Raw genomic sequence first — 26,797 nt, forward strand, 5'->3', positions numbered from 1 at the left:
TACACGCAGTCTCGACCAGGCAGTCGAAATTCGGGTGGTTAGGGAGATATAGCAGCCAGGCGGGAAGCAACCAGATGGCTTTCTGGGTTAATCCTTTTGTACTGAACCTCAGCGAAGCCCCAGCCGGCGGGCCAGCCGGCTCAGGTTTGCGCGGTCCAGGCCCAGCTCGCGGGCCGCTGCCGCCCAATTATCCTGGTGCCGTTGCAGGCAGGCTTCGATCACTTGGCGCTGGTAGAGGTCGACCGCTTCGCGCAGGCCGCCTTCAGGCAATGTTGTCAGTGGGGCAGGGGCTGCGGGGGAGGGGAGTGCGTCTGGGGTTACGCGCACCGCGCGCAGGTCCAGGTCGACGGCTTCAAGCGTGAGAATGCGTGGCCGATCGGGGTGCTGGCCCAGTGCTTTTAGGGCCGAGCGGCCGATCAGGTGTTCCAGTTCGCGCACATTGCCTGGCCACTCATAGGCCAGTAGCGCGGCCTGGGCTTCGCTACTCAGGCGCAGGCTGTTCAGGCCCAGGCGTGAACGGTTCTGTTCGAGGAAGTAGCCAGCTAATAACAATACATCTCGCCCACGTTCGCGTAAGGGCGGTACGTGCAACGGGTACACGCTGAGGCGGTGATAGAAGTCGGCGCGGAAGTTGCCATTGCGTACTTCTGCGGCCAGGTCACGGTTGGTGGCGGCGATCAGGCGCACGTCCACACGGTGCTCGCGGTCCGAGCCCAGGCGTTGCAGTTGGCCGCTTTGCAGCACACGCAACAGTTTGGCTTGCACCGTTAGCGGCAGTTCGCCCACTTCGTCGAGGAATAACGTGCCGCCGTTGGCCAGCTCGAACTTGCCCCGGCGCTCGCCGTGCGCGCCAGTGAAGGCACCGCGTACATGGCCGAAGAGTTCGCTTTCCACCAAGGTATCGGGCAGGGCGGCGCAGTTGAGGCTGACCAGTGGCTTGTCGGCCCGGTTGCTGGCCTGGTGCAGCGCCTGGGCCACCAGTTCCTTGCCAACGCCCGTTTCGCCAGTGATCAGAACAGTCAGGTCGCTGCCCCCGACCAGGCGGATTTCCTCCACCAAGCGCTTATGCGCCGGGCTCTGGCCAATCAGTTCTTTATCCTGGCCGCTGGCTTGGCGGTAGATTTCGGCCCGCAGGTGTTCGTCTTCGGCGCGCAAAGCCAGGTGCTCAATGCGTTCGGCCACGGTAACAGTAGCGGCGGCCAGGCTGGCGAAGGCTTGCAGGGCATCCAGCTCCAGGCTCTGGAACTGCCCGGGGGTGAGGGCATCGAGGGTGACCAGGCCCCAGGGGCGCTCATCAACCATCAACGGGCAACCCATGCAGTCGTGCACTTGCAGGTCGGCATCGGGGGCGTTGACCAGGCCATCGTAAGGGTCGGGCAGTTCGGAGTCGCTGGCGAAACGAGTGGGCTCCGGGCGGCTGAGCAGTATCTGGAAGCGCGGGTGCTCGCTGACCCGAAAGCGCCGGCCCAAGGTGTCAGGGCTCAGGCCATCCACCGCCAGCGGCACCAGCCATTCACCATCCAGGCGCAGCAGTGCGGCGGCATCGCACGGCAGTAGCCCGCGCATGGCTTGCAGCAAGCGGCGGTAGCGCTCCTGGTCGGGCAAGTCGCGGGAGAGGTCGCTGACCAGGGGCAGCAGGGTGGTGAGCAAGGGCTTTGCGGTCATAAAGACTCCTATGGGTCGATATGACTATACGACGAGGTGGGTCGTTTTGACATGATTGGCGTCAACCCCCTGATTTTACTGGCGATAAAAGTTGGCACGATTGCTGAAATACCCAAGGCAGTCATTTGAAGCCACAGGCTCAGGAGTTGTCGCAATGCTCAATGCCGAACAACGTGCAATCATCAAGGCCACTGTACCCCTGCTGGAAAGCGGCGGCGAAGCGCTGACCACCCACTTTTACAAGATGATGCTCAGCGAGTACCCCGAGGTACGCCCACTGTTCAACCAGGCACACCAAGCCAGTGGCGACCAGCCTCGTGCGTTGGCCAACGGCGTGCTGATGTATGCGCGCCACATTGACCAACTGGAGCAGCTGGGGGGGCTGGTAGGGCAGATCATCAACAAGCACGTTGCCTTGCAGATTCTGCCGGAGCACTACCCGATCGTCGGCAGCTGCCTGCTGCGCGCCATCGAGGAAGTACTGGGTAAGGAAATCGCTACCCCTGCGGTGATCGATGCCTGGGGCGCGGCCTATGGCCAGCTGGCCGACATCCTGATTGGCGCTGAAGAAAGCCTCTATAAACAGAAGGAAGAAGCCGAGGGCGGCTGGCGTGGTACCCGCGAATTCCGCCTGGTACGCCGCGAGCAGGAAAGCAGCGAGATCGTTTCGTTCTACTTTGCCCCGGTGGATGGTAAACCGGTGCTCAAGGCCGAGCCTGGCCAGTACATCGGCCTGAAGCTGGGCATCGACGGTGCCGAGCAGCGCCGCAACTACTCGCTGTCGGCGCTGTGCGATGGCAGGGAGTACCGCATCAGCGTCAAGCGCGAGGTGGGCGGCAAGGTGTCCAACTACCTGCACGATGAGCTGGTGGTGGGCGATACCTTGCAACTGTTCCCGCCAGCGGGCGACTTCACCCTGGCGGCCAGTGACAAGCCGCTGGTGCTGATAAGCGGGGGCGTGGGTATTACCCCGACGCTGGCCATGTTGCAGGCGGCGCTGCAAACCCAGCGCGAGGTGCATTTCATTCACTGTGCGCGTAACGGCGCGGTGCATGCCTTCCGTGAATGGGTCGATGGCCTGGCGGCGCGTCATCCGCAGCTCAAGCGCTTTTACTGCTATGCCGAGCCGGAGGGGGGCGCTGCGGCTGATGCCGTCGGCCTGCTGAATGAGGACCTGCTGGCCGAGTGGTTGCCGCAGGCGCGAGATGTGGATGCCTACTTCCTTGGGCCCAAGGGCTTCATGGCGACGGTGAAGCGCCAATTGAAGGGGCTGGGTGTGCCCGAGCAGCAGAGCCGCTACGAGTTCTTCGGGCCGGCGGCTGCCCTGGAGTGATGTAGCGCCTGTACCAGCCTCTTCGCGGGCTTGCCCGCGAAAAGGCCGGTACAGGCAGTACACCTTCCTGCCTATATATAAGGAAAGATGAAACCGGGCTCGCCGCTTTCATCATTAATCCTCCGTTAATCACGGTATCCTTCACTCCCGGGTGTCGAGGGGCTTGCCCCTGCGCGGTACCCGGGCAGCCGCTTTTTTGCCGCCCGGCGTTGAACCGACGTCGTTGCGGTCGGTCTCAGCCTCACCGGATAGCCCCGCGCAGTGCTACCGCGCCGCTCCCTCGGCATGCTCACAGGCCATGCCCAGCGTGTAGACTTGCGCCCAGGCAGGCGAACCACGCTGCCACTATCCATCGAAGGAACCGGCAATGAACGAACAAACATCGCGCCTGAATCGGGAACGGCGCTTTCTGGTGCTGTTGGGCCTGATCTGCCTCTCGCTGATCGGCGGCGCCCTCTATATGCAAGTGGTACTGGGCGAGGCGCCGTGCCCGCTGTGCATCCTGCAGCGTTACGCGTTGCTGTTCATTGCCGTGTTCGCGTTCATCGCTGCCGCGATGCCCGGGCGCCGTAGCCTGATCTTCTTCGAGGTGCTGGTGGTGCTCAGTGCCATTGGCGGAATCATTGCGGCGGGCAACCATGTGTATATACTCGCCAACCCCATGGTCAGTTGTGGCATCGACACCCTGCAACCGATCGTGGACGACCTGCCACTGGCCAAGCTCTGGCCGCTGGCGTTCCAGGTCGACGGCTTCTGCAGCACGCCGTACCCGCCGATCCTCGGTTTGTCTTTGGCGCAGTGGGCACTGGTAGCGTTCGTGCTGACCGCCATTCTGGTTCCGCTCGGTATCTACCGCAACCGACGCCAGGCTTAGACAAAAGTCCCGAATTGCATGGGGTCTTTTACGCCGCATGAGAAGAGGGAAAAGTTGCTCGCCGCTTGACCTGGATCAATCCCGAAGCCTTGCAGAATGCGGCTTTGAGGCCTGGCAAGCGGGGTGCGACAAACTGTCGCGAAGTTGAATAATTGAGTGCTATTGTTGCAGATTCTGTAAAAGACTGTTGCTCAATAAGTCATAGTCAAGGGTTGGCGACCTCACTACAATCGCCCCCAATTTCCGTTCGGCACTGCTTGCGAGTCGCAGGATTGAAGGAAGCCCCAGCGCTCCTTTTTGCTGACTTCGTCAAGTTTCGCCCAACGGCGATACCGGGCGGACCCCCCTCCGCGTTTTCCCGCACCAAATGGACTTGGTCTGAAGTACAGGCCTGTTGCCTACGAAACCATAAGCACCGCTAACACGCTCGAAGCCAAGGTCCTGCAGTCGGACCCCAGGCAGGAGCGAGTACGGGCGCGAAATGCCTCACTTGGCAGGACGAAGTGTTGGCTACCAAAACACAAATTGCATTGAAGCAAGCTGATCTAGAGGTCGTGAGATGAGTAAAAAGCGTTACCCCAGACTGTTTGGCATATTGCCCTTTTTAGGCATGCTTTTACTCAGTGGGTGCAACTGGACCCTGCTCGACCCGAAGGGCCAGGTCGGCATTGAGCAAAAGAACCTGATCCTGATCGCTACCGGCCTGATGCTGCTGGTGGTAATCCCTGTCATCATCATGACCCTGGCGTTCGCCTGGAAGTACCGTGCTTCCAACAAGGCAGCCACCTACACCCCTGACTGGTCGCACTCGACCAAGATCGAGGCCGCGGTGTGGATCATCCCGATCCTGATCATCATCGCCCTGGGTTACGTCACCTACCACTCCACCCACAAGCTGGACCCATACCGTCCACTGGATTCCGATGTGAAGCCGGTGCAGATCGACGTGGTCGCGCTGGACTGGAAGTGGCTGTTCATCTACCCGGAGCAGGGCATTGCCACGGTCAACAAGATCGTCTTCCCGGCTAACACCCCGGTCAACTTCCGCGTCACTTCCGACGCCGTGATGAACTCGTTCTTCATCCCGGGCCTGGGCGGCCAGATCTACGCCATGGCCGGCATGACCACCAAGCTGCACCTGATCGCCAACGAAAACGGCGAGTTCGACGGTATCAGCGCCAACTATAGCGGTGCTGGCTTCACCGGCATGAAATTCAAGGCTACTGCCACCTCCCAGGAAGACTTCGACAAGTGGGTCGCCGAGGTCAAGCAGTCGCCGAAGAAGCTGGACAAGGCCGAATACGACGCCTTGGCCAAACCAAGCGAAAACAACCCAGTCGCGCTGTACAGCGAGGCTTCGCCTGAGCAGTTCCAGCTGATCGTCGACAAGTACGAAGGCATGAACCGCGGTCGTAGCCACGAAGAAGCAGGCAGCAAAGACCTGGCCACAACCAAGGGTGTGGAATCGAGTATGCAACCAGCTGCCGGTGCAGAGGAGTAAGAGATGTTCGGTAAATTAAGCCTGGAGGCGATACCCTATCACGAGCCGATAGTCATGGTGACGCTTGCCATGATCGCGCTCGGCGGTATCGCTGTCGTCGGTCTTATCACCTATTTCCGCAAGTGGACCTACTTGTGGAGCGAGTGGCTGACTACTGTCGACCACAAAAAGATCGGCGTGATGTACATCATCGTCGCGATGATCATGCTGCTGCGCGGCTTTGCCGACGCCATCATGATGCGTACCCAGCTGGCTGCCGCAACCGGTGGCTCCGAAGGCTACCTGCCGCCTGAACACTATGACCAGATCTTCACCGCTCACGGTGTGATCATGATCATCTTCATGGCGATGCCGTTCTTCACCGGCCTGATGAACCTGGCGGTTCCTCTGCAGATCGGTGCACGTGACGTTGCCTTCCCGTTCCTGAACTCCCTGAGCTTCTACCTGCTGCTGGCAGGCGTGCTGCTGGTCAACATCTCGCTGGGCGTTGGTGAATTCGCCAAGACCGGCTGGGTTGCCTATCCGCCGCTCGCGGGCATTCAGTACAGCCCTGGGGTGGGCGTTGACTACTACATCTGGGCGCTACAGCTATCCGGATTGGGTACGACGCTTACCGGCGTGAACTTCCTCGTCACCGTGATGAAGATGCGCGCACCTGGCATGAAACTGATGGACATGCCGATCTTCACCTGGACCTGCACCTGGGCCAACGTACTGATCGTTGCTTCGTTCCCGATCCTGACTGCTGCACTCGCGCTGCTGACTGTTGACCGTTATCTGGACTTCCACATTTTCACCAACGAGCTTGGTGGGAACCCGATGATGTACGTCAACCTGTTCTGGGCGTGGGGTCACCCTGAGGTTTACATCCTGATCCTGCCGGCCTTCGGCGTGTTCTCGGAAGTGACTTCGACGTTCTCTGGCAAACGCCTGTTCGGCCACCACTCGATGATCTACGCATCGGGCGCGATCGCCATCCTGGGCTTTGCGGTATGGCTGCACCACTTCTTCACCATGGGTGCCGGCGCCAGCGTCAACACCTTCTTCGGCCTGGCGACGATGCTGATCTCCATTCCGACCGGTGTGAAGCTGTTCAACTGGCTGTTCACCATGTACCAAGGCCGTGTGCGCTTCACCGCACCGATGCTCTGGACCCTGGGCTTCATGGTCACCTTCTCCATCGGTGGCATGACCGGCGTACTGCTGGCCGTTCCAGGTGCTGACTTCGTCCTGCACAACAGCCTGTTCGTAATTGCGCACTTCCACAACGTGATCATCGGTGGCGCGGTATTCGGCTACATCGCCGGCTTCGCCTTCTGGTTCCCGAAAGCCTTCGGCTTCACCCTGAACGAGAAGTGGGGCAAAGCTGCCTTCTGGTTCTGGCTGTCGGGCTTCTACGTTGCGTTCATGCCGCTGTACGCCCTGGGCTTCATGGGCATGACCCGTCGTCTGAACCACTCCGACAACCCACTGTGGGAACCCTACCTGTACGTAGCCGTTGTCGGCGCCGTGCTGATCCTGTTCGGTATCGCTTGCCAGCTGATCCAGCTGTACGTATCGGTTCGCGACCGCAACCAGAACCTGGACGTGACCGGCGACCCATGGGGCGGCCGTACTCTGGAATGGTCCACTTCGTCGCCACCTCCGTTCTACAACTTCGCTCACATGCCTGAGCAGGTTGGCCTGGACGCATGGCACGAAACCAAGGAAAGCGGCAAGGCTTACAAGCCAGCGACCAAGTTCGACGCTATCCACATGCCGAGCAACACCTCCACCGGTTTGTTCATGGGCCTGTTCCTGACCGTCTTCGGCTTTGCCTTCATCTGGCACATCTGGTGGCTGGTTGGCGCAAGCCTGGTTGCAACCATCGCTGTCTTCGTTCGCCACGCTGCCCGTGACGACCAGGGCTACATGGTTCCAGCCGAAGAAGTGGCGCGCATCGAAGGCGAGCGTATGAAAGCGCTGGCCAAAGCAGGTGCTCTGCCTGCCGGCGCACGTGTCGAATCGTTTGAGCGGGTGTAATCAATGTCCAGTCAAGTAATGCACGGCGGCGCTGCTCATGGTCACGACCATGGGCATGACGACCACCACCACGACTCGGGCCAGATGACCGTACTGGGCTTCTGGCTGTACCTGATGACCGACTGCATCCTATTTGCGTCGCTCTTCGCTACCTACGCGGTGCTGTCCGGCAGTTTTGCCGGCGGCCCGTCGGGTCATGACATCTTCCAGCTCGATTTCGTAGCTGTTGAAACGCTGTTCCTGCTGCTGTCCTCGATCACCTTCGGCTTCGCCATGCTGAAGATGTTCGATGGCAAGAAAGCAGGCGTACTGGGCTGGTTGGCTGTGACCTTCCTGTTCGGTGCAGGCTTCATCGCGATGGAAATCTATGAATTCCATCACCTGATCAGCGAAGGCTTCGGCCCGCAGCGCAGTGGCTTCCTGTCGGGCTTCTTCGCCCTGGTAGGTACCCACGGCCTGCACGTGACTGCTGGTCTGATCTGGATGGCAATCATGATGTACCAGATCAACAAGCACGGCATCACGCCGACCGCCAAGACCCGCATGAGCTGCCTGAGCCTGTTCTGGCACTTCCTGGACGTGGTCTGGATCTGCGTATTCACCGTCGTTTACCTGCTGGGAGTTCTGTAATGGCTAACGCACACGACACTCATCACGAAGGTAATCACGGCAGCGTCAAGTCGTACATGATCGGCTTTGTACTGTCGATCATCCTGACCGCGATCCCGTTCGGCCTGGCCATGACCGCCAGCCTGCCGAAGAACCTGACCGTTCTGATCATTGTTGCCATGGCCGTGATCCAGGTAGTTGTTCACCTGGTTTACTTCCTGCACATGGACCGCTCGAAAGAGCAACGCAACAACGTATCGACGTTCCTGTTCACCACCCTGGTGATCGCTCTGCTTGTCGGCCTGTCGCTGTGGATCATGTTCAGCATCCACTTCGAAATGTTGGCCAAGTGAGGTAAGACTGCATGTCCGTTAAGCACTTTATCCAAATCACCAAACCGGGGATCATTTTCGGTAACGTGCTTTCCGTGGCAGGCGGTTTCTTCCTTGCCTCGAAGGGCCATGTGGATTTCGCCCTGTTCCTGGCGGTGGTGATCGGTACTTCGCTGGTGGTGGCGTCCGGATGCGTGTTCAACAACTGCATCGACCGTGACATTGACCACAAGATGGAGCGCACCAAGAACCGCGTCATGGTGCAGGGCGGCATGTCGCTGCCCCTCGCGCTGATCTACGCCACCCTGCTAGGGGTGGCGGGTTTCAGCCTCCTGTATGTCCAGGCCAACCCGCTGTCGGCGTTCTGTGCGCTGATCGGCTTCATCGTCTACGTCGGTTTCTACAGCCTGTGGCTGAAGCGTAAATCGGTGCACGGCACCTTGGTCGGCAGCCTGTCTGGTGCCATGCCTCCGGTGATCGGCTACTGCGCCGTGAGCAACAGCTTCGACCTGGCTGCAGTGACCCTGCTGGTGATGTTCAGCCTGTGGCAGATGCCGCACAGCTTTGCCATCGCCATCTTCCGCTTCAAGGATTACAGCGCTGCCAACATTCCGGTCCTGCCGGTGGCACGTGGCGTCCTGGCGGCGAAGAAGCAGATCGTGCTGTACGTGCTGGCCTTCGTGCTCGCCACCTTGATGCTTACCCTCGGCGGTTACGCCGGCCTCGGCTACCTGGCCGTGGCAGCTGCCATGGGCCTTTACTGGCTGTACATGGCATGGGGCGGCTACAAAGCCGAGGACGACAGCAAGTGGGCCCGTAAAGTGTTCGGCTTCTCCATCCTCACTGTCACCGCTCTGAGCGTGATGATGGGTGTGGACAGCCAGACTGCTGCGGACGTGCTGATGACCTACGCACGCTGAAACTGCTGCCTGTTTCACGAAAACCCCGGCCATTGTGCCGGGGTTTTTTTATGGGTGTTTTTCCTGTGCCCGAGAAGGGCCGGTTATGAAAACATAAAATTCAAATTTTCAAAAAATACATCTGAAAAAATATAACAAAACAGGAAATTATCCTTTACAGACATCCTGTTTCGGCACTATCTTCTGATCCAGGCCGCCACATCGGCCAACGTCGCTCGGACGGTTCCGGGCGCTTACGTATTCAGAGGAAGCCATGGCCAACCCAGGTTCGCCGCGCCGCTTTGCGCGCATCGATCGTCTCCCCCCTTACGTCTTCAACATCACTGCCGAACTCAAGATGGCTGCCCGCCGCCGTGGCGAGGACATCATCGACCTGAGCATGGGCAACCCCGATGGCGCCACCCCGCCGCACATCGTCGAGAAGCTGGTGCAGGTTGCCCAGCGTGAAGATACCCACGGCTATTCCACCTCTCGCGGTATCCCGCGCCTGCGCCGGGCCATTTCCAACTGGTACAAGGAACGCTACGAGGTCGACATCGACCCGGAAAGCGAAGCCATCGTCACCATCGGTTCTAAAGAGGGCCTGGCGCACCTGATGCTGGCCACCCTCGACCAGGGCGACACGGTACTGGTGCCCAACCCCAGCTACCCGATCCATATCTACGGTGCGGTCATTGCCGGTGCCCAGGTGCGTTCGGTGCCGCTGGTGCCGGGTGTGGACTTCTTCAACGAGCTGGAGCGGGCGATTCGCGAGTCGATTCCCAAGCCGAAGATGATGATCCTCGGTTTCCCGTCCAACCCTACTGCCCAGTGCGTGGAGCTGGACTTCTTCGAGCGCGTGGTGGCGTTGGCCAAGCAGTACAACGTGCTGGTGGTGCACGACCTGGCCTACGCCGACATCGTATACGATGGCTGGAAAGCCCCCTCGATCATGCAGGTGCCCGGCGCCAAGGACATTGCGGTGGAGTTCTTCACCCTGTCCAAAAGCTACAACATGGCGGGCTGGCGGATCGGCTTCATGGTCGGTAACCCCGAGCTGGTCAGTGCCTTGGCGCGGATCAAGAGCTATCACGACTACGGCACTTTCACCCCGCTGCAGGTCGCGGCCATCGCTGCGCTGGAAGGTGACCAGCAGTGCGTGCGCGACATCGCCGAGCAATACCGCCAGCGTCGCAACCTGCTGGTGAAGGGGCTGCACGAACTGGGCTGGATGGTCGAGAACCCCAAGGCGTCGATGTACGTGTGGGCGAAGATCCCGGAGCAATATGCGCACCTGGGGTCGCTGGAGTTTTCCAAGAAGCTGCTGGCCGAGGCCAAGGTATGCGTGTCGCCGGGGATCGGCTTTGGTGATTATGGTGATGACCATGTGCGCTTTGCCCTGATCGAGAATCAGGACCGTATTCGCCAGGCCATTCGCGGGATCCGGCAGATGTTCCGCGCTGATGGGTTGAGCAACAAGTAAGCATCAGGGGGCCGCGTTGCGGCCCCCATTGCTTCAGGTGAGCGCTTTCCGCCTGCATTTCACCGTTCTGCCTACCTATCTTCAGCACTCATTTCTCATCACAGAGATCCACAAATGAGTGTCTTCACCGCCTATTTCTGCGGCACCGGCTCCCACCGCTTCGACGACGCCAACCCCAACTTCTGGAACGGCGAACTGGTATCGACCCTGGCCAGCAACGACCAGGGCCGCGAATTCGCGCACTGGATAGCCGTCGACGGCCCCGGTAGTGGCAACCTTCAGGACGACAACCTGTTCGTCGAGCCCGGAGGTTATTTCAACTGGACTGGCCAACTGTTCGGCCGCGGCTGGGAAGAGAACGTCAACCATGTGCTGCAGGTGATCAAAGGCGAAAGCAGCTGGCACCGCACCAAATTGAGCGAGGAAGAGTACGAGCGGCTGAAGAACGCCGGTGTACCTGTTCCGGATGCTTCTTCCACGGCCTCCTGGTTCTGGCGTACCTACGATTACGGTGACCGCCATCCGACTCCGCAGGAACTGCAAGAGCGCATCATCAGCATGTTTCGCAAACCACGCATTCCGACCCAGGTGAACCTGGTGGGCTGGAGCCGGGGCGGTATCAGCTGCCACATGTTGGCCAACGCCATGGCACAAGACCCGGTACTGCGGGACATACCGGTGAACATCTTTGCAATCGACCCTGTGCCCGGCGTGGGCAATGTGCAAGCCGAACGCATCACGCTGGCGGCAAACGTGCGTGAATATGTCGGCTTCTATTCGCGTGATGAGCGTTCCAAAGGCTTTGCCTGCGTGATCCCGTCAGTGGCCAGTGGTACGCAGATCTGCATTTATCCGATGCCGGGGCGTCATGCCACGCTGGTGGGCAACGCGTCGGTCGATGGTGCGAGCGGCGGCGAGGTGCTCAAGGAACCCGGGCTGGTCGTTCGTCATTTTGCCGAAGTCTGCCTTGCCCGCTGGGGTGTTGAGCTGGGCAAGCGACTGGCCTTGAGCGATAGGCAGCTCATGGAGTATCACCGGGCTATGAGCGCTGCTGAAAGGCAGTACCACGCCATGCGCAGCGAGTCTTACACGGTGCTGACCGAGGGTGAGCGAGATAATCGGTTGGTGCATTGCGGCGAGGTTTGTACGCACTTCAGCAAGGTGTGCGGTGATGACTATGACCCGACCGAAGGCCTGGCGTTGACGCGTTGGGACGCGACTACCTACAAGGCGCTGCGGTAGCGGATGCGGGCGGCCGGATCAGCGGCAAAATATTTTGCATGGCCCCTCTATCCAGCCGCCCCGGGTTCGAATGAAAATGGCGCCGCGGGCCAGCCCCGATAACAACAACCTTCCCTCCGTGGCATCATGTCTGAATATAACCCTTGCCTTGACTGCGGCGCCTGCTGCGGGTACTTCCGTGTGTCCTTCTTCTGGGGCGAATGCCAGTCTGCCGGGGGCCTTGTGCCAGACGACCTGGTGGTGCAGATCAACCCCACCCGCGTTGCCATGATCGGCACCGACGCCAAGCCATGCCGCTGCGTCAGCCTTGAGGGCGAGATCGGTAAAGAGGTGGCTTGTACCATTTATGCCAACCGTTCCAGTCCTTGTCGCGAGTTCGAGGCGTCGTGGGAGGGGGGGGTGCACAACCCCAGCTGTGACGATGCGCGGGCGGCGTATGGGCTGCCGCCGCTGACCCCGCCGGGGGCCAATGAGCCACATTGGCCGGATGATGGGGCTGAGGTGGCCTGATTGCACTGGGTTAGGCTGATGGCCTTATCGCGGGCAATTCCGCTCTTACAGGTATTGCGCCGCAACCTGTAAGAGCGGCCTTGTGTCGCGATGGGCCGCAACGCAGCCCCGGGATGCCCGAACTCTGCGCTTGACGTTAAACTGTCATCTCCCCAGCAATGGACAGGAGATCCGGCGTGACCCCACCCCGCAGTTTCCCCAGTGACCTCTGCCTCGACAGCCCGCGTCTGCACTTGCGCCCCATGCGCCATGCCGATGCCGCGCAATGGCTGGCGATCATGGCCGACCCCGAGGTCATGCGTTATTGGCACCATGCCCCCTGGCAAGACCTGGCCGAAGCCGAAAGTGCCCTGGCCGCCGACCGCGAAGCCTATGCCAATGGTGACCAGCTCAAGCTCGGCATGTACCGCCGCGACAATGGCGAACTCATCGGCATGGTCCAGTTGTTCAACATCGACGATGTCTCCCGCCGTGGGGAGATTGGCTATTGCCTGGCCAGCGCGGTGCAGGGCAGGGGTTATATGGACGAGGCATTGACCTGCTTCATCGACTACCTGGCCCACACCCTGCACATGCGCCGCCTTGAAGGCGAAATCGACCCGCGCAACCAGGGCTCGGCACGCACCCTGGAGCGTCAGGGCTTCGTGCTCGAAGGCACACTGCGAGCGCGCTGGTGCGTGGCCGGCGAGTTGTCCGACTCGGGTCTCTACGGCCTGCTGCTGGAGCCGCCTGTTGCATAGTCTTGCGGCGAATTTCGCGGTAACCCTGCGCGGGACTCGCTGAGGGTTTGGAGGCGGGGCAGGGCCTGGGTTAAGGTCGTAGGCTGTCCCGTTTCCACCAGGTGTGTCCCTTGCCCGTTTTCTACCTGAGCATCAGCTTGCTGCTGTATTTGCTCGCCCTGTTCTTCGATGGCGTGCTGATGAGCGGCAACCATCACATGCCGGCCCTGCAGATGTTGCTGTACGGGCCTTGGGGCGTGCCATTCGGATTGTATCAGTGGTTTGCCAATCCGCTGTTGGCCTTGGCGATTCTTGCCCATCGACGTTTCCGCCGGCTGGCCCTGCTTTTCGGCCTTGGCGCGCTTTACCTGGCGGCCAGTAGTTTCGGCATCGAGCGCTTGCCAGATAACCAGAGCTACGAGTTCCACGACTTTGCAGGTTTTGGCGCTGGTTTTTACCTGTGGCTGGTTGCGATGCTGGTGTTCTGCCTGGGCCAGGCATGGCATTGCTGGAAGGCACGCAGCACCGACGACATGCCGGGTTGGACCTGGCTTGATGTTGCGCTGATCGCCGCATTGGGTGTGGCAATGTATTCGGCAACGCAGATGCCATCGTTGCACTTCGAACCGGCCAACGTACTGATGCCGCCAGAGCAGCCGCAGACGCTTTGATCTCAAGGAGGGTGTTACATATGACCAAGCATTACCTCACGGGCCTGGCACTGACTTGCGTGGTGCCGCTGGCAGTGGCGGACGACTACACGGCGGCCTACGGGCAGTGCATGGACAAGGCTTCCAGCACCGTGGCCATGAGCGCGTGCATCCAGGCTGAAACGCAGGTGCAGGACCAGCGTTTGAACCGGGTGTACAAGCAGTTGATGGGCAAGCTGGAGGCCGGGCAGCAGAAAAGCTTGCGCGATGTGCAGCGCAAGTGGATGGCCTACCGCGATGGCAATTGCCAGTTCCATGTGCAGGCCAGTGGCGGGACCCTGGCGCAGTTGGAAGGTGGGACATGTGTAATGGACATGACCCGTGACCGGGCAGCGGAGCTGGAACGGGTGCTCAGCCCTGGGCAGTGATGTTGCCTGTACCGCCTTCTTCGCGGGCTCGCCCGCGAAGAAGGCGACTCGGTTTATGACACCGGCTGTGCCGGTGCTAATGATGAGGCTTGCGCAGCGCCCGGGCCTTGAGGTACTCGCGCACTTCCACGGCATCTCCGGCAAACTCGATACGCTCAGCCTTCGCCGCACGCTGGTAGGCATACATCGGGTCGTAATACTCGTTCAACAAGCCTTCGATCCAGCCCCGGTGCAGCTCCACCGCGCCGCTGCGCTGCTGCGCTTCCAGCGCCTGGCCCAGCAGCGCCGACAACCGCTGATAACGCTCGCCGCCCAAACGCTTGTAGATGTTGGCCATGCTTTGCAGCATACGCTCGGCAAACAACCGGCGGCCTTCCTCCTCGCCATGCACAGCGGCGAACTCGGCACTCAGGTTGACCACGTAATCACGCAGGATGCGTTCAACGCGGTTGGCAAAACTGTCTTCCAGCCACACCAGTGGGTATTGCTGCATGCCCTGGTACAGCTCCAGCGGCACGGTGCAACTGCCGACGATGCGGCCTTCATCTTCCAGTACGAACTGTTCAACGCCTCGGTCGCGTTTCTTCAGTACGTCGATGGCCAGCTGGTTCTCGAAGTCGATTTGCGCCGGCTGCGCGGTGGCGCGTTTGCCGAAGCTGGAGCCGCGATGGTTGGCATGGCCTTCCAGGTCCAGCACGTTATCCAGCTGATGCAGCACGTCGGTCTTGCCAGTACCGGTAAGGCCGCCCAGCAGCACAAAATCGCACTGCGCCACCGCCTGTTGGGTGGTTTCCAGCAAGAAGGTCCGCATGGCCTTGTAGCCGCCCTTGACGCGCGGGTACTGGATGCCCGCTTCATCACGCAACCAGCCCTGCACGATCTGCGAACGCAGGCCGCCACGGAAGCAGTACAGGTAGCCTTCGGGGTGGGCCTGGGTAAACGCCACCCAGGCGTCCAGCCGAGCCTGCTTGGTGGTGCCGCTGACCAGCTGGTGGCCCAGGGCGATGGCAGCTGCCTGGCCCTGCTGCTTGAAGCAGGTGCCGACCTTCTGCCGCTCCTGGTCATTCATCAGCGGCAGGTTGACCACGCCAGGAAAGGCGCCTTTGGCGAATTCGACGGGGGCGCGCATGTCCATCATCGGCACGTCGTCGAGGAACAGCCGGCGGAAATCGGTGCAGTCGGGGCGCATCAGATCACCTCGACCGCGTGGCTCTGTCGTTCGACCAGCTTGCCGATTGGCGACAGTTGCAGGCCCAGTTCGGCAGCGACTGCCAGGAACGCGTCTTCACCTTCAGGGCTGACCGCCACCAGCAGGCCGCCGCTGGTTTGCGGGTCGCACAGCAGGTGTTTCTGCTCGTCGCTGAGTGCGCCGAGCTTGTGGCCGTAGCTTTCGAAGTTACGCAACGTGCCGCCGGGGATGCAGCCTTCGGCCAGGTAATGCTCGACGCTGGGCAGGCGCGGTACGGCGGCGTAGTCCAAGTGCGCGGTAAGGCCGCTGCCTTCGGCCAGCTCCACCAGGTGGCCGAGCAGGCCAAAGCCGGTGACGTCGGTCATGGCCTTTACACCGTCGAGTTTGCCGAAGCGGCTGCCGGGGGTATTGAGGGTGCACATCCAGTCGCGGGCCAGGCCTTGGTCTTGTGCGCGCAGCTTGGCCTTTTTCTCGGCGGTGGTAAGGATGCCGATGCCCAACGGTTTGGTCAGGTACAGCCGGCAGCCGGCAGTGGCGGTATCGTTGCGCTTGAGGTGGCGCTTGCTGACCACACCCGTGACGGCGAGGCCGAAGATTGGCTCGGGGGCGTCGATGGAGTGGCCGCCGGCCAGCGGAATGCCTGCTTCGGCGCACACCGCACGGCCACCACGAATCACTTCGCGGGCCACTTCCGGTGGCAGCACATTGACCGGCCAGCCCAAAATGGCGATCGCCATCAGCGGGTCGCCACCCATGGCGTAGATGTCGCTGATGGCGTTGGTGGCGGCGATGCGGCCGAAGTCGTACGGGTCATCGACAATCGGCATGAAAAAGTCGGTGGTCGAGACCACGCCGCGCTCGTCGTCCAGCGCGTACACCGCAGCGTCGTCGCGCGAGGCGTTGCCAACCCACAGCTTCGGGTCCAGGGCCTGGGTGCCGCTTTCGGCAAGGATCACATCCAGCACCTTGGGGGAAATCTTGCAGCCACAGCCGGCACCATGGCTGTACTGGGTCAGGCGAATCGGCTCGCTCATATGCACCTCGACAGGTCAAATTGTTGCGCGATTGTAGCAAAGCTGGCCTTTGGGCCTTGGCCTCTTATAATCCTCGGTGTCGACGGATTTGTCGGCATTTCCCCGCTATTGAACCGGAGAACACCCATGCTCAAACGCCCCTTGGCGCTCGCCGCCGGCCTTGTGCTGTCTTGCTGTGCCGTTGTCGTCCAAGCTGCTGAAGTGTTGCGGGTCAGCGCCATCCCCGACGAAGCGCCAACCGAACTGCAGCGCAAGTTCAAGCCGTTGGGCGAGTACCTGGCCAAGCAACTGGGTATGGAAGTGAAGTTCGTACCGGTGGCCGATTACCCGGCTGTGGTCGAGTCGCTGGCCGCCAACCGGCTGGACCTGGCCTGGCTGGGTGGCTTCACGTTCGTTCAGGTACACCTGAAGGACCCGACCGCCACGCCATTGGTGCAGCGTGAGCAGGACGCGCAGTTCACCTCCAAGTTCATCACCGCCAACCCCGACGTGAAGAGCCTGGCCGACCTCAAGGGCAAGTCGTTCGCCTTCGGCTCTATCTCGTCTACTTCGGGCAGCCTGATGCCGCGTTACTTCATGCTCAAGCAGGACAACATCAAGCCTGAAGAGTACTTCGGCCGTGTGGCCTACTCTGGCGCCCATGACGCCACCGTGGCCTGGGTGCAGGCGGGTAAGGTCGATGGCGGCGTGCTCAATGCCAGTGTGTGGCAGAAACTGGTGGATGCCGGCAAGGTCGATACCGCCAAGGTGAAAGTGTTCGCCACTACCCCGACCTACTTTGACTACAACTGGACCGTGCGCGGCAACATGGCGCCGGCGTTGAAAGAAAAGATCAAAAAAGCGTTCCTCGACCTCGACCCGTCCAATCCGGAGCACAAGGCTATCCTCGACCTCCAGGCCGCCAGCCGCTTCATCGAGACCAAGCCTGAAAACTATGTAGGCACCGAGCAAGCTGCGCGTGAGGCTGGCCTGCTCAAGTGACTGCTTCGAACGTGGCAATCCACCTGCATGGTGCCGGCCTGCGCCATGTCCAGGTACGCGCGCTTGACGCGATCAACCTGAGCATCGAGCAGGGCGAGCGTGTCGCGATCATTGGGCCGTCGGGGGCGGGCAAGTCGAGCTTGCTGCACCTGATGGCTACGGCCATCCAGCCCAGCAGCGGGCGCGTGGAGTTGCTGGGTGAGCAGCCCTGGGCGTTATCCGCCAGGGCACGCCAGCGCCTGCGGGCGCGGGTCGGCCTGGTGCATCAGGCACCGCCCTTGCCACCGCGCCAACGGGTGGTGACGGCAGTACTGGCCGGCCGGCTGGGGCAGTGGGGGTTAACGCGTGGCTTGCTCAACCTGCTGTACCCCAGCGATGTGCCGGGGGCGCGCCAGGTGCTGGCAGAGCTGGGCCTGGCCGACAAGCTGTTCGTGCAGTGCGGGCAGTTGTCGGGTGGTCAGTTGCAGCGGGTGGGTATTGCCCGGGCCCTTTACCAGCGGCCACAGGTGCTGCTGACCGACGAGCCGGTGTCGGCCATGGACCCGGTGCTGGCCGACCACAGCCTGGCCTTGCTAAACCGCCATGCCCAGGCCAATGGCGTGACGCTGGTGGCGAGCCTGCATGCGGTGGAGTTGGCGCTGGCGCATTTCCCCCGGGTGGTTGGTATCCGCGAGGGCCAGGTAGTGTTTGATTGCCCGGCAGAAGCGGTCACCGAACACATGCTGGAGGCGCTGTACGCGAATGAACAACTGGCTTCGCCGCCAACCCAGGGGCCGATTCTGAAGGTGCAGATCCCACGATGCTGAGGGCCGACACCCGCGACCCGGCCCTGCTGCCACGGCTGCTGCTGGCCTTGCTGGGCGTGGCGATACTGTGGCCGGGTATCAAGTTGAGCGAACTGAACCCCGGAGTGCTGTTGCAGGCGGAGAACCGACAGCAGATCGCCCGTTTCACCAGCGCCTTCTGGCCACCCGCGCACGATGCCGATTTTCTCGTGTTGCTGTATGAAGCCACGCTACAGACCTTGGCCGTGGCCACCGCTGGCATGGCGTTGGCGTTGCTGCTAGCCGTTCCGGCGGGGCTGATGGCCAGTCGCGCCTTGTCGTTGCGTGCCGCCTCCCGTGGTGGGCGTGCAGGGCTTTGGTCGCGCCTTCTGCGCCTGCCGGTGCGCGGGTTGCTGATCTTCCTGCGCAGCGTGCCGGAAATTGTCTGGGCGCTGTTGTTCGTGCGGGCCGTGGGGCTGGGGCCGACGGCGGGTGTATTGGCCATCGCCATTACCTATAGCGGTATGCTGGGCAAGGTCTACGCCGAAATCTTCGAATCGGTCGACCAGCGCCCGGCCCATGCCTTGTTGCAGGCGGGCAGTGGCCGGCTGATGGCGTTTCTCTACGGCATTCTGCCCAATGCGGCGTCCGAGGTGGTGTCCTACACCGTGTACCGCTGGGAGTGCGCGGTGCGGGCCTCGGTGGTGATGGGGTTTGTGGGGGCGGGCGGGCTGGGGCAGCAGATTGACCTGTCGATGCGGATGTTTGCCGGGGCGGAAGTGGCCAGCATGTTGCTCACCTTCCTGCTGCTGGTGATGCTGGCCGACTTGCTCAGCCGCCTGCTGCGCTGGAGGCTGGCATGAACCGGGTCATCAACTTGTTGTTGCTGGGCGCCATCGTGTTGGCGGTGTTGGCCTCGTTCGCTTACCTGGAGCTGGACCTGCAAGCGCTGGTCGGTAACGGCGGGTTGGGGCAGATGGGCGAGTACGCAGGGCGCTTCCTGCATCCGGACCTGTCTACCGGGCACTTGAAGGCTGTGTGGCGCGGGGCGCTGGAGACGCTGGCCATGTCGGGTCTGGGCACCTTGTTGGCGATGGTCATGGGGATGTTGCTGGCACTGCCGGCGGCAGGGCGATTCGGTTGGCCATTACAGGGCGTAGCGCGGTTGCTGCTGAATGCTCTGCGCGCCATTCCGGAACTGGTGTGGGCTGCGCTGACAGTCCTGGCGGCCGGTCTTGGGCCCAATGCCGGCACCCTCGCGTTGGCGCTGCACACCGCCGGTGTTCTGGGACGCTTGTTTGCCGAGGCGTTGGAGAATGCGCCGCCGGAGCCTGCGGCAGCGATTCGCTTGCAGGGCGGCAGCCAGGTGGCCGCATTCTGTTTTGGTACCTTGCCCAATGTGTGGCCGCAGTTGCTGGCCTACAGTTTGTACCGCTGGGAAAACAATATCCGTATGGCCAGCGTGCTCGGCTTTGTCGGGGCAGGGGGCTTGGGGCAGATGCTGTACACCACGTTGAGCCTGTTCCAGGAGGCCCAGGCCAGTACGGTGATCCTGGGCATGCTGGTGCTGGTGTTGCTGGTGGATACGTTGAGTGATGTGTTGCGCCAGCGCTATGTGCGGGCCTAAGCGAGTTCCCCACACTGCGCTTCCCGTTGCATCGACTCCAGGTTCCGCTCGATCGTCTCGCAAATGGTGTCCATCTGGATCTGGTGCTCACTGAACTTGAATGGGCTCTGCAAATCCGTGCCGATTCGCTCGATGGCCAGCAACATGAACCCCACCACTGTCGAAGCCAGCGGCGTGAACCAGCCCAGCGACTCCACCAGCCCTATTGGCACGATCAGGCAGAACAGGGTGATGAACAGTCGCGGAAAATACACGTAAGGGTAGGGCAGCGGTGTATTGGCAATGCGCTCCATACCGCCTTGGGCATTGGACAGGTCCACCAGCGTCGATTCCAGCCGCGCCAGACGGATGCTGTCCAGCCGGCCGGCCTGGTATTCCCGCGCCAGCAAGGCCGCCGAGCCACCGAGAATGTCATTGGCAAAGTTGTTCGAGCGGTTGCGCCGTTCGAATTCAGCCGGCGGGATGAAGGCCATCAGTTCATCCGGGCAGCTCTCCCCCTTCAAGTGTGCAGCCAGGCAGTTCACATAGGCGATGTGCCGGCGCAGCAGGGTGGCCTTGACCGGGTTCAGGCCATCAGCCGGGTCATCGATCAGGTTTAGCGTCTGCCTTGCGAAGCTGCGCGAACTGTTCACCAGCGCCCCCCACAACGTGCGAGCTTCCCACCAACGGTTGTAGGCGCTGCTGTTGCGAAAACTCACCAGCACTACCAGCGCCGAGCCCAGCAAAGTCAGCGGGATCAGCGGCAGGGTGAACTTGCTGTTGAAGAACAGCATGAAATCGATGGTGACCAGCACATCCCAGATCAGCAGCCAGAACAGCGACCAGCCGATGTAGCCGATGGTCTTCACGACCAGGCGGTACTTGCGGGTGATGATGTCTTTCACGCGGGGGCCTCGAAACGCGGGGGATGCAGAATCGGACGTCGAGGGGAGAGCATGGTTCGGTGCGGTTCGTCTGGGTGTATTACCAGACGTGTTCAGTGCCAGGCTTTGTAGGAATTGGACTGCAGTGTTTTAGGACCACAGTGAAATAGCCCGAGCCAATATCTACGTTGAAAAAGCCCGGGCAAGAAACGAACGGGTCACTCCCACAGGCACTGCACAAGTCTCAAAAGCGGGTTCACCCGCGAAGAGGCCATCAGCCTCACATCACAAGCCGCTTATCATTCGCAAACGCGCTCCGGAACCTGACTCAAGGCTTGGCAGCAACCGCCACATAGCCTTTGATCGAAGCCGGTGCCTGAGGCTTGCCCTTGTGCGCCGTCAGGTACTTAAAGCGCCGCCATTCCTTGTCGATCTCGTTGAACGACATGAACACGCTGATCCGCGCCTTGCCAGCCAGGTCCGGGCGCTTGCCGGCATCAATCTCGCTGGTGGGGATAATGGCCACATTGATGCCGACCACCTTGCCGTCATCGGCGAACACAGGCCCGCCCGACATGCCCTTGGTGATCGGGCCGTCGTGTACTGAATAGAAAACGCTGCCTGGCGTGCCTTCAAGCCGCACCAGCGACGCCAGCGCATGGCCCTTGCCCTGCATCGGCATCATGAAACTGTTGAAACCCACCGCCGTCACGGCTTCGCCAGGCACATACTGGCGCCAATCCGGCACGTTGCTGGCCTTGTGTTTGAAGAACACCACATCACCGAGGCCCTCGTGGACCACGTTGCGCAGGAAGGGGGTGTGTTTGGCAGTTACGGCGTAATCCTCGTTCCACTGGATGGCGCTGGCCATCAGCAACATGGGCAGCGGGGCACCGGAGGTGACCACGAAAGCCTGGCTGTAGACGGGATCGGAAACGTACGAGGTTGGCACTCCATTGCACCCACTGAGCAGCATCATTGCCGCCATGCAGGGCGCGATTGTTTTCATGGGTCACACGGTGCGTGGTGAAAAGGGAGCGCAAATATGGCGAAGTGCCATTATGCTGACAATACTTTCGGAATATATCCGACGAGTGACAGGTTAAGCGCTAGCGCATATCGTGGCCAATAGGCTTCATGCATGGCTGGAGGCCTTGAAGTCATTGAGGCGGCGTCAAATTGACAAGGGGCTTTGGGCCTTCCGCGTTGTCTTCGTTTGGGGAATTGAAAGGACTCAAGAATGGTTGAAACGAATGCGCTCGTGCCTGAACTCATTGTCAGTGATATCGAACGCAGCCTTTCTTTCCACAGTGGCCGTGCAAGTTGCGATCTGTACGAGAGATCAAAATTCAGGCGAAAAAAAACCGACCATAAGGTCGGTTTTTTCCGGATCTTGGTGCCCCGAGGGAGACTCGAACTCCCACTCCTTTCGAAAACGGATTTTGAATCCGCCGCGTCTACCAATTCCGCCATCAGGGCAGTGGCGCGCAGTATAGAGAGCTGCCGCTGGTCGGTCAATCGGCTTTCATGGTCAATTTTCACACATTGGGCTAAACTTCCCGGCCCTGCCGAACCGAACATCATCATGCGCGTCGCCGATTTCTCCTTCGAACTCCCTGATTCCCTGATCGCCCGCCACCCGTTGGCCGAGCGCCATGGCAGCCGTCTGCTGGTGCTCGATGGGCCGACCGGCGCGCTGTCGCACCGGCAATTCCCCGACTTGCTCGACTACCTGCGCCCCGGCGACCTGATGGTGTTCAACAACACCCGGGTGATTCCGGCGCGGTTGTTTGGCCAGAAAGCCTCCGGCGGCAAGCTGGAAGTGCTGGTGGAGCGTGTGCTCGACAGCCACCGGGTGCTGGCCCATGTGCGTGCCAGCAAGGCGCCGAAAGAAGGCGCGGTCATCCTCATCGATGGCGGTGGCGAGGCCGAAATGGTCGCGCGTCACGACACGCTGTTCGAGCTGCGGTTCACCGAAGAGGTGCTGCCACTGCTCGACCGCGTCGGCCACATGCCGCTGCCGCCTTACATCGACCGCCCGGACGAGGGCGCCGACCGTGAGCGTTACCAGACCGTGTACGCCCAGCGTGCCGGTGCGGTTGCAGCGCCCACAGCGGGCCTGCACTTCGACGAGGCGCTGCTGGAAAAGATCGCCGCCAAGGGCGTGGAGCGGGCCTTCGTGACCCTGCACGTGGGGGCGGGCACCTTCCAGCCGGTGCGGGTCGACAAGATCGAAGACCACCACATGCATAAAGAGTGGCTCGAAGTGAGCCAGGATGTGGTCGATGCCATCGAAGCCTGCCGCGCACGCGGCGGCCGGGTGATCGCGGTTGGCACCACCAGTGTGCGTTCGCTGGAAAGCGCGGCACGTGATGGCGTGCTCAAGGCCTTCAGCGGCGACACCGACATCTTTATTTACCCAGGCCGGCCGTTCCATGTGGTCGACGCCCTGGTCACCAACTTCCACCTGCCGGAGTCCACGCTGCTGATGCTGGTCTCGGCCTTCGCCGGCTACCCCGAGACCATGGCCGCCTACGCGGCGGCGGTCGAGAACGGGTACCGCTTCTTCAGTTACGGTGATGCCATGTTCATCACCCGCAATCCGGCGCCACGCGGCCCCGAGGATCAAGCATGAGTCGCACCTGTCGAATGTCCTTCGAACTGCTGGCCACCGACGGCAAGGCCCGTCGTGGTCGCATCACCTTCCCTCGTGGCACCGTGGAAACCCCGGCGTTCATGCCGGTGGGCACCTACGGCACGGTCAAGGGCATGCTGCCACGCGATATCGAGGCCATTGGCGCCGAGATGATCCTGGGCAACACCTTCCACCTGTGGCTGCGCCCAGGCACCGAGGTGATCAAGAAGCACAACGGCCTGCACGACTTCATGCAGTGGAAAGGCCCGATCCTCACTGACTCGGGTGGCTTCCAGGTGTTCAGCCTGGGTGCCATGCGCAAGATCAAGGAAGAGGGCGTGACCTTTGCCTCGCCAGTCGATGGCTCGAAAGTGTTCATGGGCCCGGAAGAGTCGATGCAGGTGCAGCGTGACCTGGGCTCGGACGTGGTGATGATCTTCGACGAGTGCACCCCGTACCCGGCCGAGCATGACGTGGCGCGCACCTCCATGGAGCTGTCGCTGCGCTGGGCCCAGCGCTCGAAGAACGCCCACGCCGACAACACCGCAGCACTGTTCGGTATCGTCCAGGGCGGGATGTACCAGGACCTGCGCATGCGCTCGCTGGAAGGCCTGGAAAACATCGGCTTCGACGGCCTGGCCATCGGCGGCCTGTCGGTGGGCGAACCCAAGCACGAAATGATCAAGGTGCTGGATTACCTGCCGGGCCAGATGCCTGCTGACAAACCTCGTTACCTTATGGGGGTAGGCAAACCGGAAGATCTCGTTGAGGGTGTGCGCCGCGGCGTCGACATGTTCGACTGCGTGATGCCGACGCGTAATGCGCGCAACGGCCATCTGTTCGTCGATACAGGGGTGATCAAGATCCGCAACGCGTTCCATCGCCACGATGAGTCGCCGCTGGATCCGACCTGTGACTGCTACACCTGCACCAACTTCTCCCGCGCCTATCTGCATCACCTGGACAAGTGCGGCGAAATGCTGAGCAGCATGCTGAATACCATCCACAACTTGCGCCATTACCAGCGCTTGATGGCCGGTTTACGCGAGGCTATTCAACAGGGTAAATTGGCCGCCTTTGTCGACGCCTTCTACGCCAAGCGCGGGCTGCCTGTGCCGCCTTTGGACTGACTATTCGCACACATTATTAGAAAATTTACATTAGGAGTGCCCAATGAGCTTCTTGATCCCCGCCGCCTACGCGGACGCAGCAGCACCCGCCGCCGGCCCAGCCGGTACTGGCTTCGAGTGGATTTTCCTGGTCGGTTTCCTGGTCATCTTCTACCTGATGATCTGGCGCCCGCAGGCCAAACGCGCCAAAGAGCAGAAGAACCTGCTGAGCAACTTGCAGAAAGGTGACGAAGTTGTCACCAACGGCGGCATCGCCGGCAAGATTATCAAGGTTTCCGATGACTTCGTGGTACTGGAAGTGTCCGACAACGTCGAACTGAAGTTCCAGAAGGGTGCCATTGCGGCCACCCTGCCAAAAGGTACGCTCAAGGCTATCTGAGTTACCGTTTTTTCTTTCCAGTCGGGGCGCGCAACGCGCCCCGCGTCTTGAACGGGCGGCGTGATGCTGAACAAATACCCTCTGTGGAAATATGCACTGATCGTGCTGGTACTGGTGGTCGGTTTCATTTATTCCGCTCCCAACCTCTACCCGGATGACCCTGCGGTGCAGATCAGCGGTGCCAGCTCGGCGCTGCAGGTGAACCAGGCCGACCTCGATCGCGTCAGCAAGGCGCTGGTCGATGCCAAGATCGCCGTCAAGGGCGCAAGCCTGGGCGAGAAGGGCAGCGGGCTGATCCGCCTGACCAACCAGGAAGACCAACTGCCAGCCAAGGATGTCGTGCGCAAGGCGCTGGGCGATGATTACGTCGTGGCCCTGAACCTGGCCCAGACTACCCCGCAATGGTTGCGCAATCTGGGTGCAAGCCCGATGAAGCTGGGCCTGGACCTGTCCGGTGGTGTGCACTTCCTGCTGGAAGTGGACATGGACAAGGCCATGACGGCCCGCATGAAAGTCTACGAAGGCGAGGTCAAGACCTTGCTGCGCAAAGAGCGCGTCCGCTACCGCAGCCTGCCTCAGCAGGATGGCGGCATCATGCTGGGCTTCGCTGACGATGCTACCCGCGAACAGGCGCGTGCCCTGATCCGCAAGAATTTCAATGACTTCGACCTGACCACCACCGAGCGCAACGAGCTTGCGGTGCTGCGTCTGGCGCTGACCCAGGCAAAAGTTGCCGAAATCCGCGAATACTCGATCAAGCAGAACCTCACCACCGTGCGCAACCGCGTGAACGAGCTGGGCGTGGCTGAGCCGCTGGTACAGCGCCAGGGCGCCAACCGTATCGTGGTCGAGCTGCCAGGTGTGCAGGACACTGCCGAAGCCAAGCGTATTCTCGGTAAAACGGCCAACCTGGAGTTCCGCTTCGGTGCCGAGCCAGGCGCGTCCAAGGCCACTGCCGAGGTGTTCGAGTTCCGCGAAGGCGGCCGCTCCGCCCCTGTAGAGCGTGGCCTGATCATCACCGGTGACCAGGTAACCGACGCGCAGGCGAGCTTTGACGAGCACGGCCGCCCACAGGTGAACATCCGCCTGGATGGCCACGGTGGCGAGCTGATGAGCCGCGCTACCCGCAGCAACGTGGGTCGCAGCATGGCGGTGATCTTCATCGAGCAGAAGCCGGTCACCCGCTACGTCAAGCAGACCGTCGACGGCGTCGAGAAGGACGTTGCCGTACAAAGCTTCGTGGAAGAGAAGAAAATCATCAGCCTGGCGACCATCCAGTCGCCGCTGGGTAGCCAGTTCCGCATCACTGGCCTGAACGGCCAGGGCGAATCGTCCGAACTGGCCCTGCTGCTGCGTGCCGGTGGTCTGGCTGCGCCAATGTACTTCGCTGAAGAACGTACCATTGGTCCAAGCCTGGGTGCCGACAACATCACCAAGGGTATCGATGCATCGCTGTGGGGCATGCTGTTCGTCTCGCTGTTCATCATCGCCATCTACCGCGGCTTCGGCGTGATCGCCACCATCGCCCTGGCGGGCAACATGGTGCTGCTGCTGGCACTGATGTCGCTGCTGGGCGCCACCCTGACTCTGCCGGGTATTGCCGGTATCGTGTTGACCATGGGTATGGCGGTAGACGCCAACGTACTGATCTTCTCGCGTATCCGCGAAGAGCTGAACGCCGGCATGTCGGTACAGCGCGCCATCCACGAAGGCTTCAACCGCGCCTACACCGCGATCATCGACGCCAACCTGACCAGCCTGCTGGTCGGCGGCATCCTGTTCGCCATGGGTACCGGCCCGGTCAAAGGCTTTGCGGTCACCATGTCCCTCGGGATTTTCACCTCGATGTTCACCGCCGTCATGGTGACCCGTGCAATGGTCAACCTGACCTGCGGCGGGCGTGACATCAAGAAGCTGTGGGTTTGAGG

At 61.3% G+C, this 26,797-nt stretch carries 26 protein-coding genes and 1 tRNA gene; 21 read left to right on the forward strand and 6 right to left on the reverse strand.

Annotation, left to right across the window (positions count from 1 at the left end):
- Positions 1–108: 108 nt before the first annotated feature.
- Positions 109–1,665: a nitric oxide reductase transcriptional regulator NorR gene (gene norR / locus PM2_RS00645; protein ID WP_028698919.1), complete on the reverse strand. Its 1,557-nt coding sequence runs from the start codon at positions 1,663–1,665 to the stop codon at positions 109–111.
- A gap of 154 nt (positions 1,666–1,819) precedes the next feature.
- Here norR and hmpA point away from each other — a divergent pair, with 154 nt between their 5' ends.
- The 13 genes from hmpA (at position 1,820) to PM2_RS00710 (ending at position 14,267) form a co-directional block, all read left to right on the forward strand.
- Positions 1,820–2,998, forward strand: coding sequence for an NO-inducible flavohemoprotein (gene hmpA / locus PM2_RS00650; RefSeq protein WP_016713240.1), 1,179 nt, complete (start codon positions 1,820–1,822; stop codon positions 2,996–2,998).
- A gap of 367 nt (positions 2,999–3,365) precedes the next feature.
- Positions 3,366–3,872 (forward strand): disulfide bond formation protein B, encoded by a 507-nt coding sequence (locus tag PM2_RS00655; protein ID WP_028698920.1) that lies wholly within the window; start codon positions 3,366–3,368, stop codon positions 3,870–3,872.
- A 559-nt stretch (positions 3,873–4,431) separates the two neighbouring features.
- A complete protein-coding gene (cyoA, locus tag PM2_RS00660; RefSeq protein WP_012270558.1) occupies positions 4,432–5,373 on the forward strand; it encodes a ubiquinol oxidase subunit II in 942 nt (313 codons plus the stop codon).
- 3 nt (positions 5,374–5,376) lie between these two features.
- Positions 5,377–7,395, forward strand: a complete 2,019-nt coding sequence (gene cyoB, locus PM2_RS00665; RefSeq protein WP_016713238.1) for a cytochrome o ubiquinol oxidase subunit I — start codon at positions 5,377–5,379, stop codon at positions 7,393–7,395.
- Positions 7,396–7,398: 3 nt separating this feature from the next.
- Positions 7,399–8,025, forward strand: coding sequence for a cytochrome o ubiquinol oxidase subunit III (gene cyoC / locus PM2_RS00670; RefSeq protein ID WP_012051225.1), 627 nt, complete (start codon positions 7,399–7,401; stop codon positions 8,023–8,025).
- The gene (gene cyoD / locus PM2_RS00675; RefSeq protein ID WP_003248599.1) at positions 8,025–8,357 is read left to right on the forward strand and encodes a cytochrome o ubiquinol oxidase subunit IV; all 333 of its coding nucleotides are present in this window, start codon (positions 8,025–8,027) and stop codon (positions 8,355–8,357) included. Before cyoC ends, cyoD begins: the two co-directional genes overlap by 1 nt.
- Before the next feature lie 11 nt (positions 8,358–8,368).
- Positions 8,369–9,256, forward strand: a complete 888-nt coding sequence (cyoE, locus tag PM2_RS00680; RefSeq protein WP_012270561.1) for a heme o synthase — start codon at positions 8,369–8,371, stop codon at positions 9,254–9,256.
- 253 nt (positions 9,257–9,509) lie between these two features.
- Positions 9,510–10,718, forward strand: a complete 1,209-nt coding sequence (gene alaC, locus PM2_RS00685; protein ID WP_028698921.1) for an alanine transaminase — start codon at positions 9,510–9,512, stop codon at positions 10,716–10,718.
- Positions 10,719–10,832: 114 nt separating this feature from the next.
- On the forward strand, positions 10,833–11,960 hold the full coding sequence (locus tag PM2_RS00690; RefSeq protein ID WP_016713236.1) for a PH domain-containing protein: 1,128 nt from the start codon (positions 10,833–10,835) through the stop codon (positions 11,958–11,960).
- 126 nt (positions 11,961–12,086) lie between these two features.
- Positions 12,087–12,470, forward strand: a complete 384-nt coding sequence (locus PM2_RS00695; RefSeq protein ID WP_025753817.1) for a YkgJ family cysteine cluster protein — start codon at positions 12,087–12,089, stop codon at positions 12,468–12,470.
- Positions 12,471–12,646: 176 nt separating this feature from the next.
- The gene (locus tag PM2_RS00700) at positions 12,647–13,210 is read left to right on the forward strand and encodes a GNAT family N-acetyltransferase (RefSeq protein WP_016713234.1); all 564 of its coding nucleotides are present in this window, start codon (positions 12,647–12,649) and stop codon (positions 13,208–13,210) included.
- A gap of 110 nt (positions 13,211–13,320) precedes the next feature.
- Positions 13,321–13,860, forward strand: coding sequence for a hypothetical protein (locus PM2_RS00705; protein WP_016713233.1), 540 nt, complete (start codon positions 13,321–13,323; stop codon positions 13,858–13,860).
- 20 nt (positions 13,861–13,880) lie between these two features.
- Positions 13,881–14,267 carry a lysozyme inhibitor LprI family protein gene (locus PM2_RS00710; protein ID WP_016713232.1) on the forward strand — a complete coding sequence of 129 codons (387 nt, stop codon included), beginning with the start codon at positions 13,881–13,883 and terminating at the stop codon, positions 14,265–14,267.
- 76 nt (positions 14,268–14,343) lie between these two features.
- On the opposite strand, the gene mnmH is transcribed toward PM2_RS00710, so the two are convergent.
- Positions 14,344–15,456, reverse strand: a complete 1,113-nt coding sequence (gene mnmH / locus PM2_RS00715) for a tRNA 2-selenouridine(34) synthase MnmH (protein ID WP_016713231.1) — start codon at positions 15,454–15,456, stop codon at positions 14,344–14,346.
- Complete coding sequence (gene selD / locus PM2_RS00720) at positions 15,456–16,490, reverse strand: selenide, water dikinase SelD (RefSeq protein ID WP_016713230.1); 1,035 nt, start codon at positions 16,488–16,490, stop codon at positions 15,456–15,458. The genes mnmH and selD overlap by 1 nt, the downstream gene beginning before the upstream one ends.
- 126 nt (positions 16,491–16,616) lie before the next feature.
- Between selD and PM2_RS00725 the strand changes: the two genes are divergently transcribed.
- The 4 genes from PM2_RS00725 to phnE are packed head-to-tail and all read left to right on the forward strand — an operon-like array spanning position 16,617 to position 19,862.
- Entirely contained in the window at positions 16,617–17,471 is an 855-nt protein-coding gene (locus tag PM2_RS00725) for a putative selenate ABC transporter substrate-binding protein (protein ID WP_028698922.1), read from the forward strand.
- Entirely contained in the window at positions 17,468–18,277 is an 810-nt protein-coding gene (locus PM2_RS00730; RefSeq protein ID WP_028698923.1) for a phosphonate ABC transporter ATP-binding protein, read from the forward strand. Before PM2_RS00725 ends, PM2_RS00730 begins: the two co-directional genes overlap by 4 nt.
- The gene (locus PM2_RS00735; protein ID WP_028698924.1) at positions 18,271–19,098 is read left to right on the forward strand and encodes a PhnE/PtxC family ABC transporter permease; all 828 of its coding nucleotides are present in this window, start codon (positions 18,271–18,273) and stop codon (positions 19,096–19,098) included. Before PM2_RS00730 ends, PM2_RS00735 begins: the two co-directional genes overlap by 7 nt.
- Positions 19,095–19,862 carry a phosphonate ABC transporter, permease protein PhnE gene (gene phnE / locus PM2_RS00740; RefSeq protein ID WP_016713226.1) on the forward strand — a complete coding sequence of 256 codons (768 nt, stop codon included), beginning with the start codon at positions 19,095–19,097 and terminating at the stop codon, positions 19,860–19,862. The genes PM2_RS00735 and phnE overlap by 4 nt, the downstream gene beginning before the upstream one ends.
- Here the strand turns inward: phnE and PM2_RS00745 are convergent.
- From PM2_RS00745 to PM2_RS00755, 3 genes are all read right to left on the reverse strand, one after another.
- Positions 19,859–20,746, reverse strand: coding sequence for a bestrophin family protein (locus PM2_RS00745; RefSeq protein WP_016713225.1), 888 nt, complete (start codon positions 20,744–20,746; stop codon positions 19,859–19,861). The two genes, phnE and PM2_RS00745, sit on opposite strands and share 4 nt — an antisense overlap.
- Before the next feature lie 307 nt (positions 20,747–21,053).
- Positions 21,054–21,701, reverse strand: a complete 648-nt coding sequence (locus tag PM2_RS00750; protein WP_020371268.1) for a trypsin-like peptidase domain-containing protein — start codon at positions 21,699–21,701, stop codon at positions 21,054–21,056.
- A 418-nt stretch (positions 21,702–22,119) separates the two neighbouring features.
- Positions 22,120–22,204, reverse strand: a tRNA-Leu gene (locus PM2_RS00755).
- Between the two features lie 106 nt (positions 22,205–22,310).
- On the opposite strand from PM2_RS00755, the gene queA reads away from it, so the two are divergent.
- The 4 genes from queA (at position 22,311) to secD (ending at position 26,795) form a co-directional block, all read left to right on the forward strand.
- On the forward strand, positions 22,311–23,360 hold the full coding sequence (gene queA, locus PM2_RS00760) for a tRNA preQ1(34) S-adenosylmethionine ribosyltransferase-isomerase QueA (protein ID WP_016713217.1): 1,050 nt from the start codon (positions 22,311–22,313) through the stop codon (positions 23,358–23,360).
- A gap of 14 nt (positions 23,361–23,374) precedes the next feature.
- Positions 23,375–24,490, forward strand: coding sequence for a tRNA guanosine(34) transglycosylase Tgt (gene tgt, locus PM2_RS00765; protein WP_014589748.1), 1,116 nt, complete (start codon positions 23,375–23,377; stop codon positions 24,488–24,490).
- A gap of 43 nt (positions 24,491–24,533) precedes the next feature.
- Positions 24,534–24,869 (forward strand): preprotein translocase subunit YajC, encoded by a 336-nt coding sequence (gene yajC / locus PM2_RS00770; RefSeq protein WP_016713216.1) that lies wholly within the window; start codon positions 24,534–24,536, stop codon positions 24,867–24,869.
- Between the two features lie 63 nt (positions 24,870–24,932).
- Positions 24,933–26,795: a protein translocase subunit SecD gene (secD, locus tag PM2_RS00775; protein ID WP_028698925.1), complete on the forward strand. Its 1,863-nt coding sequence runs from the start codon at positions 24,933–24,935 to the stop codon at positions 26,793–26,795.
- Positions 26,796–26,797 lie beyond the last annotated feature (2 nt).

The organism is Pseudomonas monteilii NBRC 103158 = DSM 14164, assembly GCF_000730605.1.
Lineage (GTDB): Bacteria > Pseudomonadota > Gammaproteobacteria > Pseudomonadales > Pseudomonadaceae > Aquipseudomonas > Aquipseudomonas monteilii.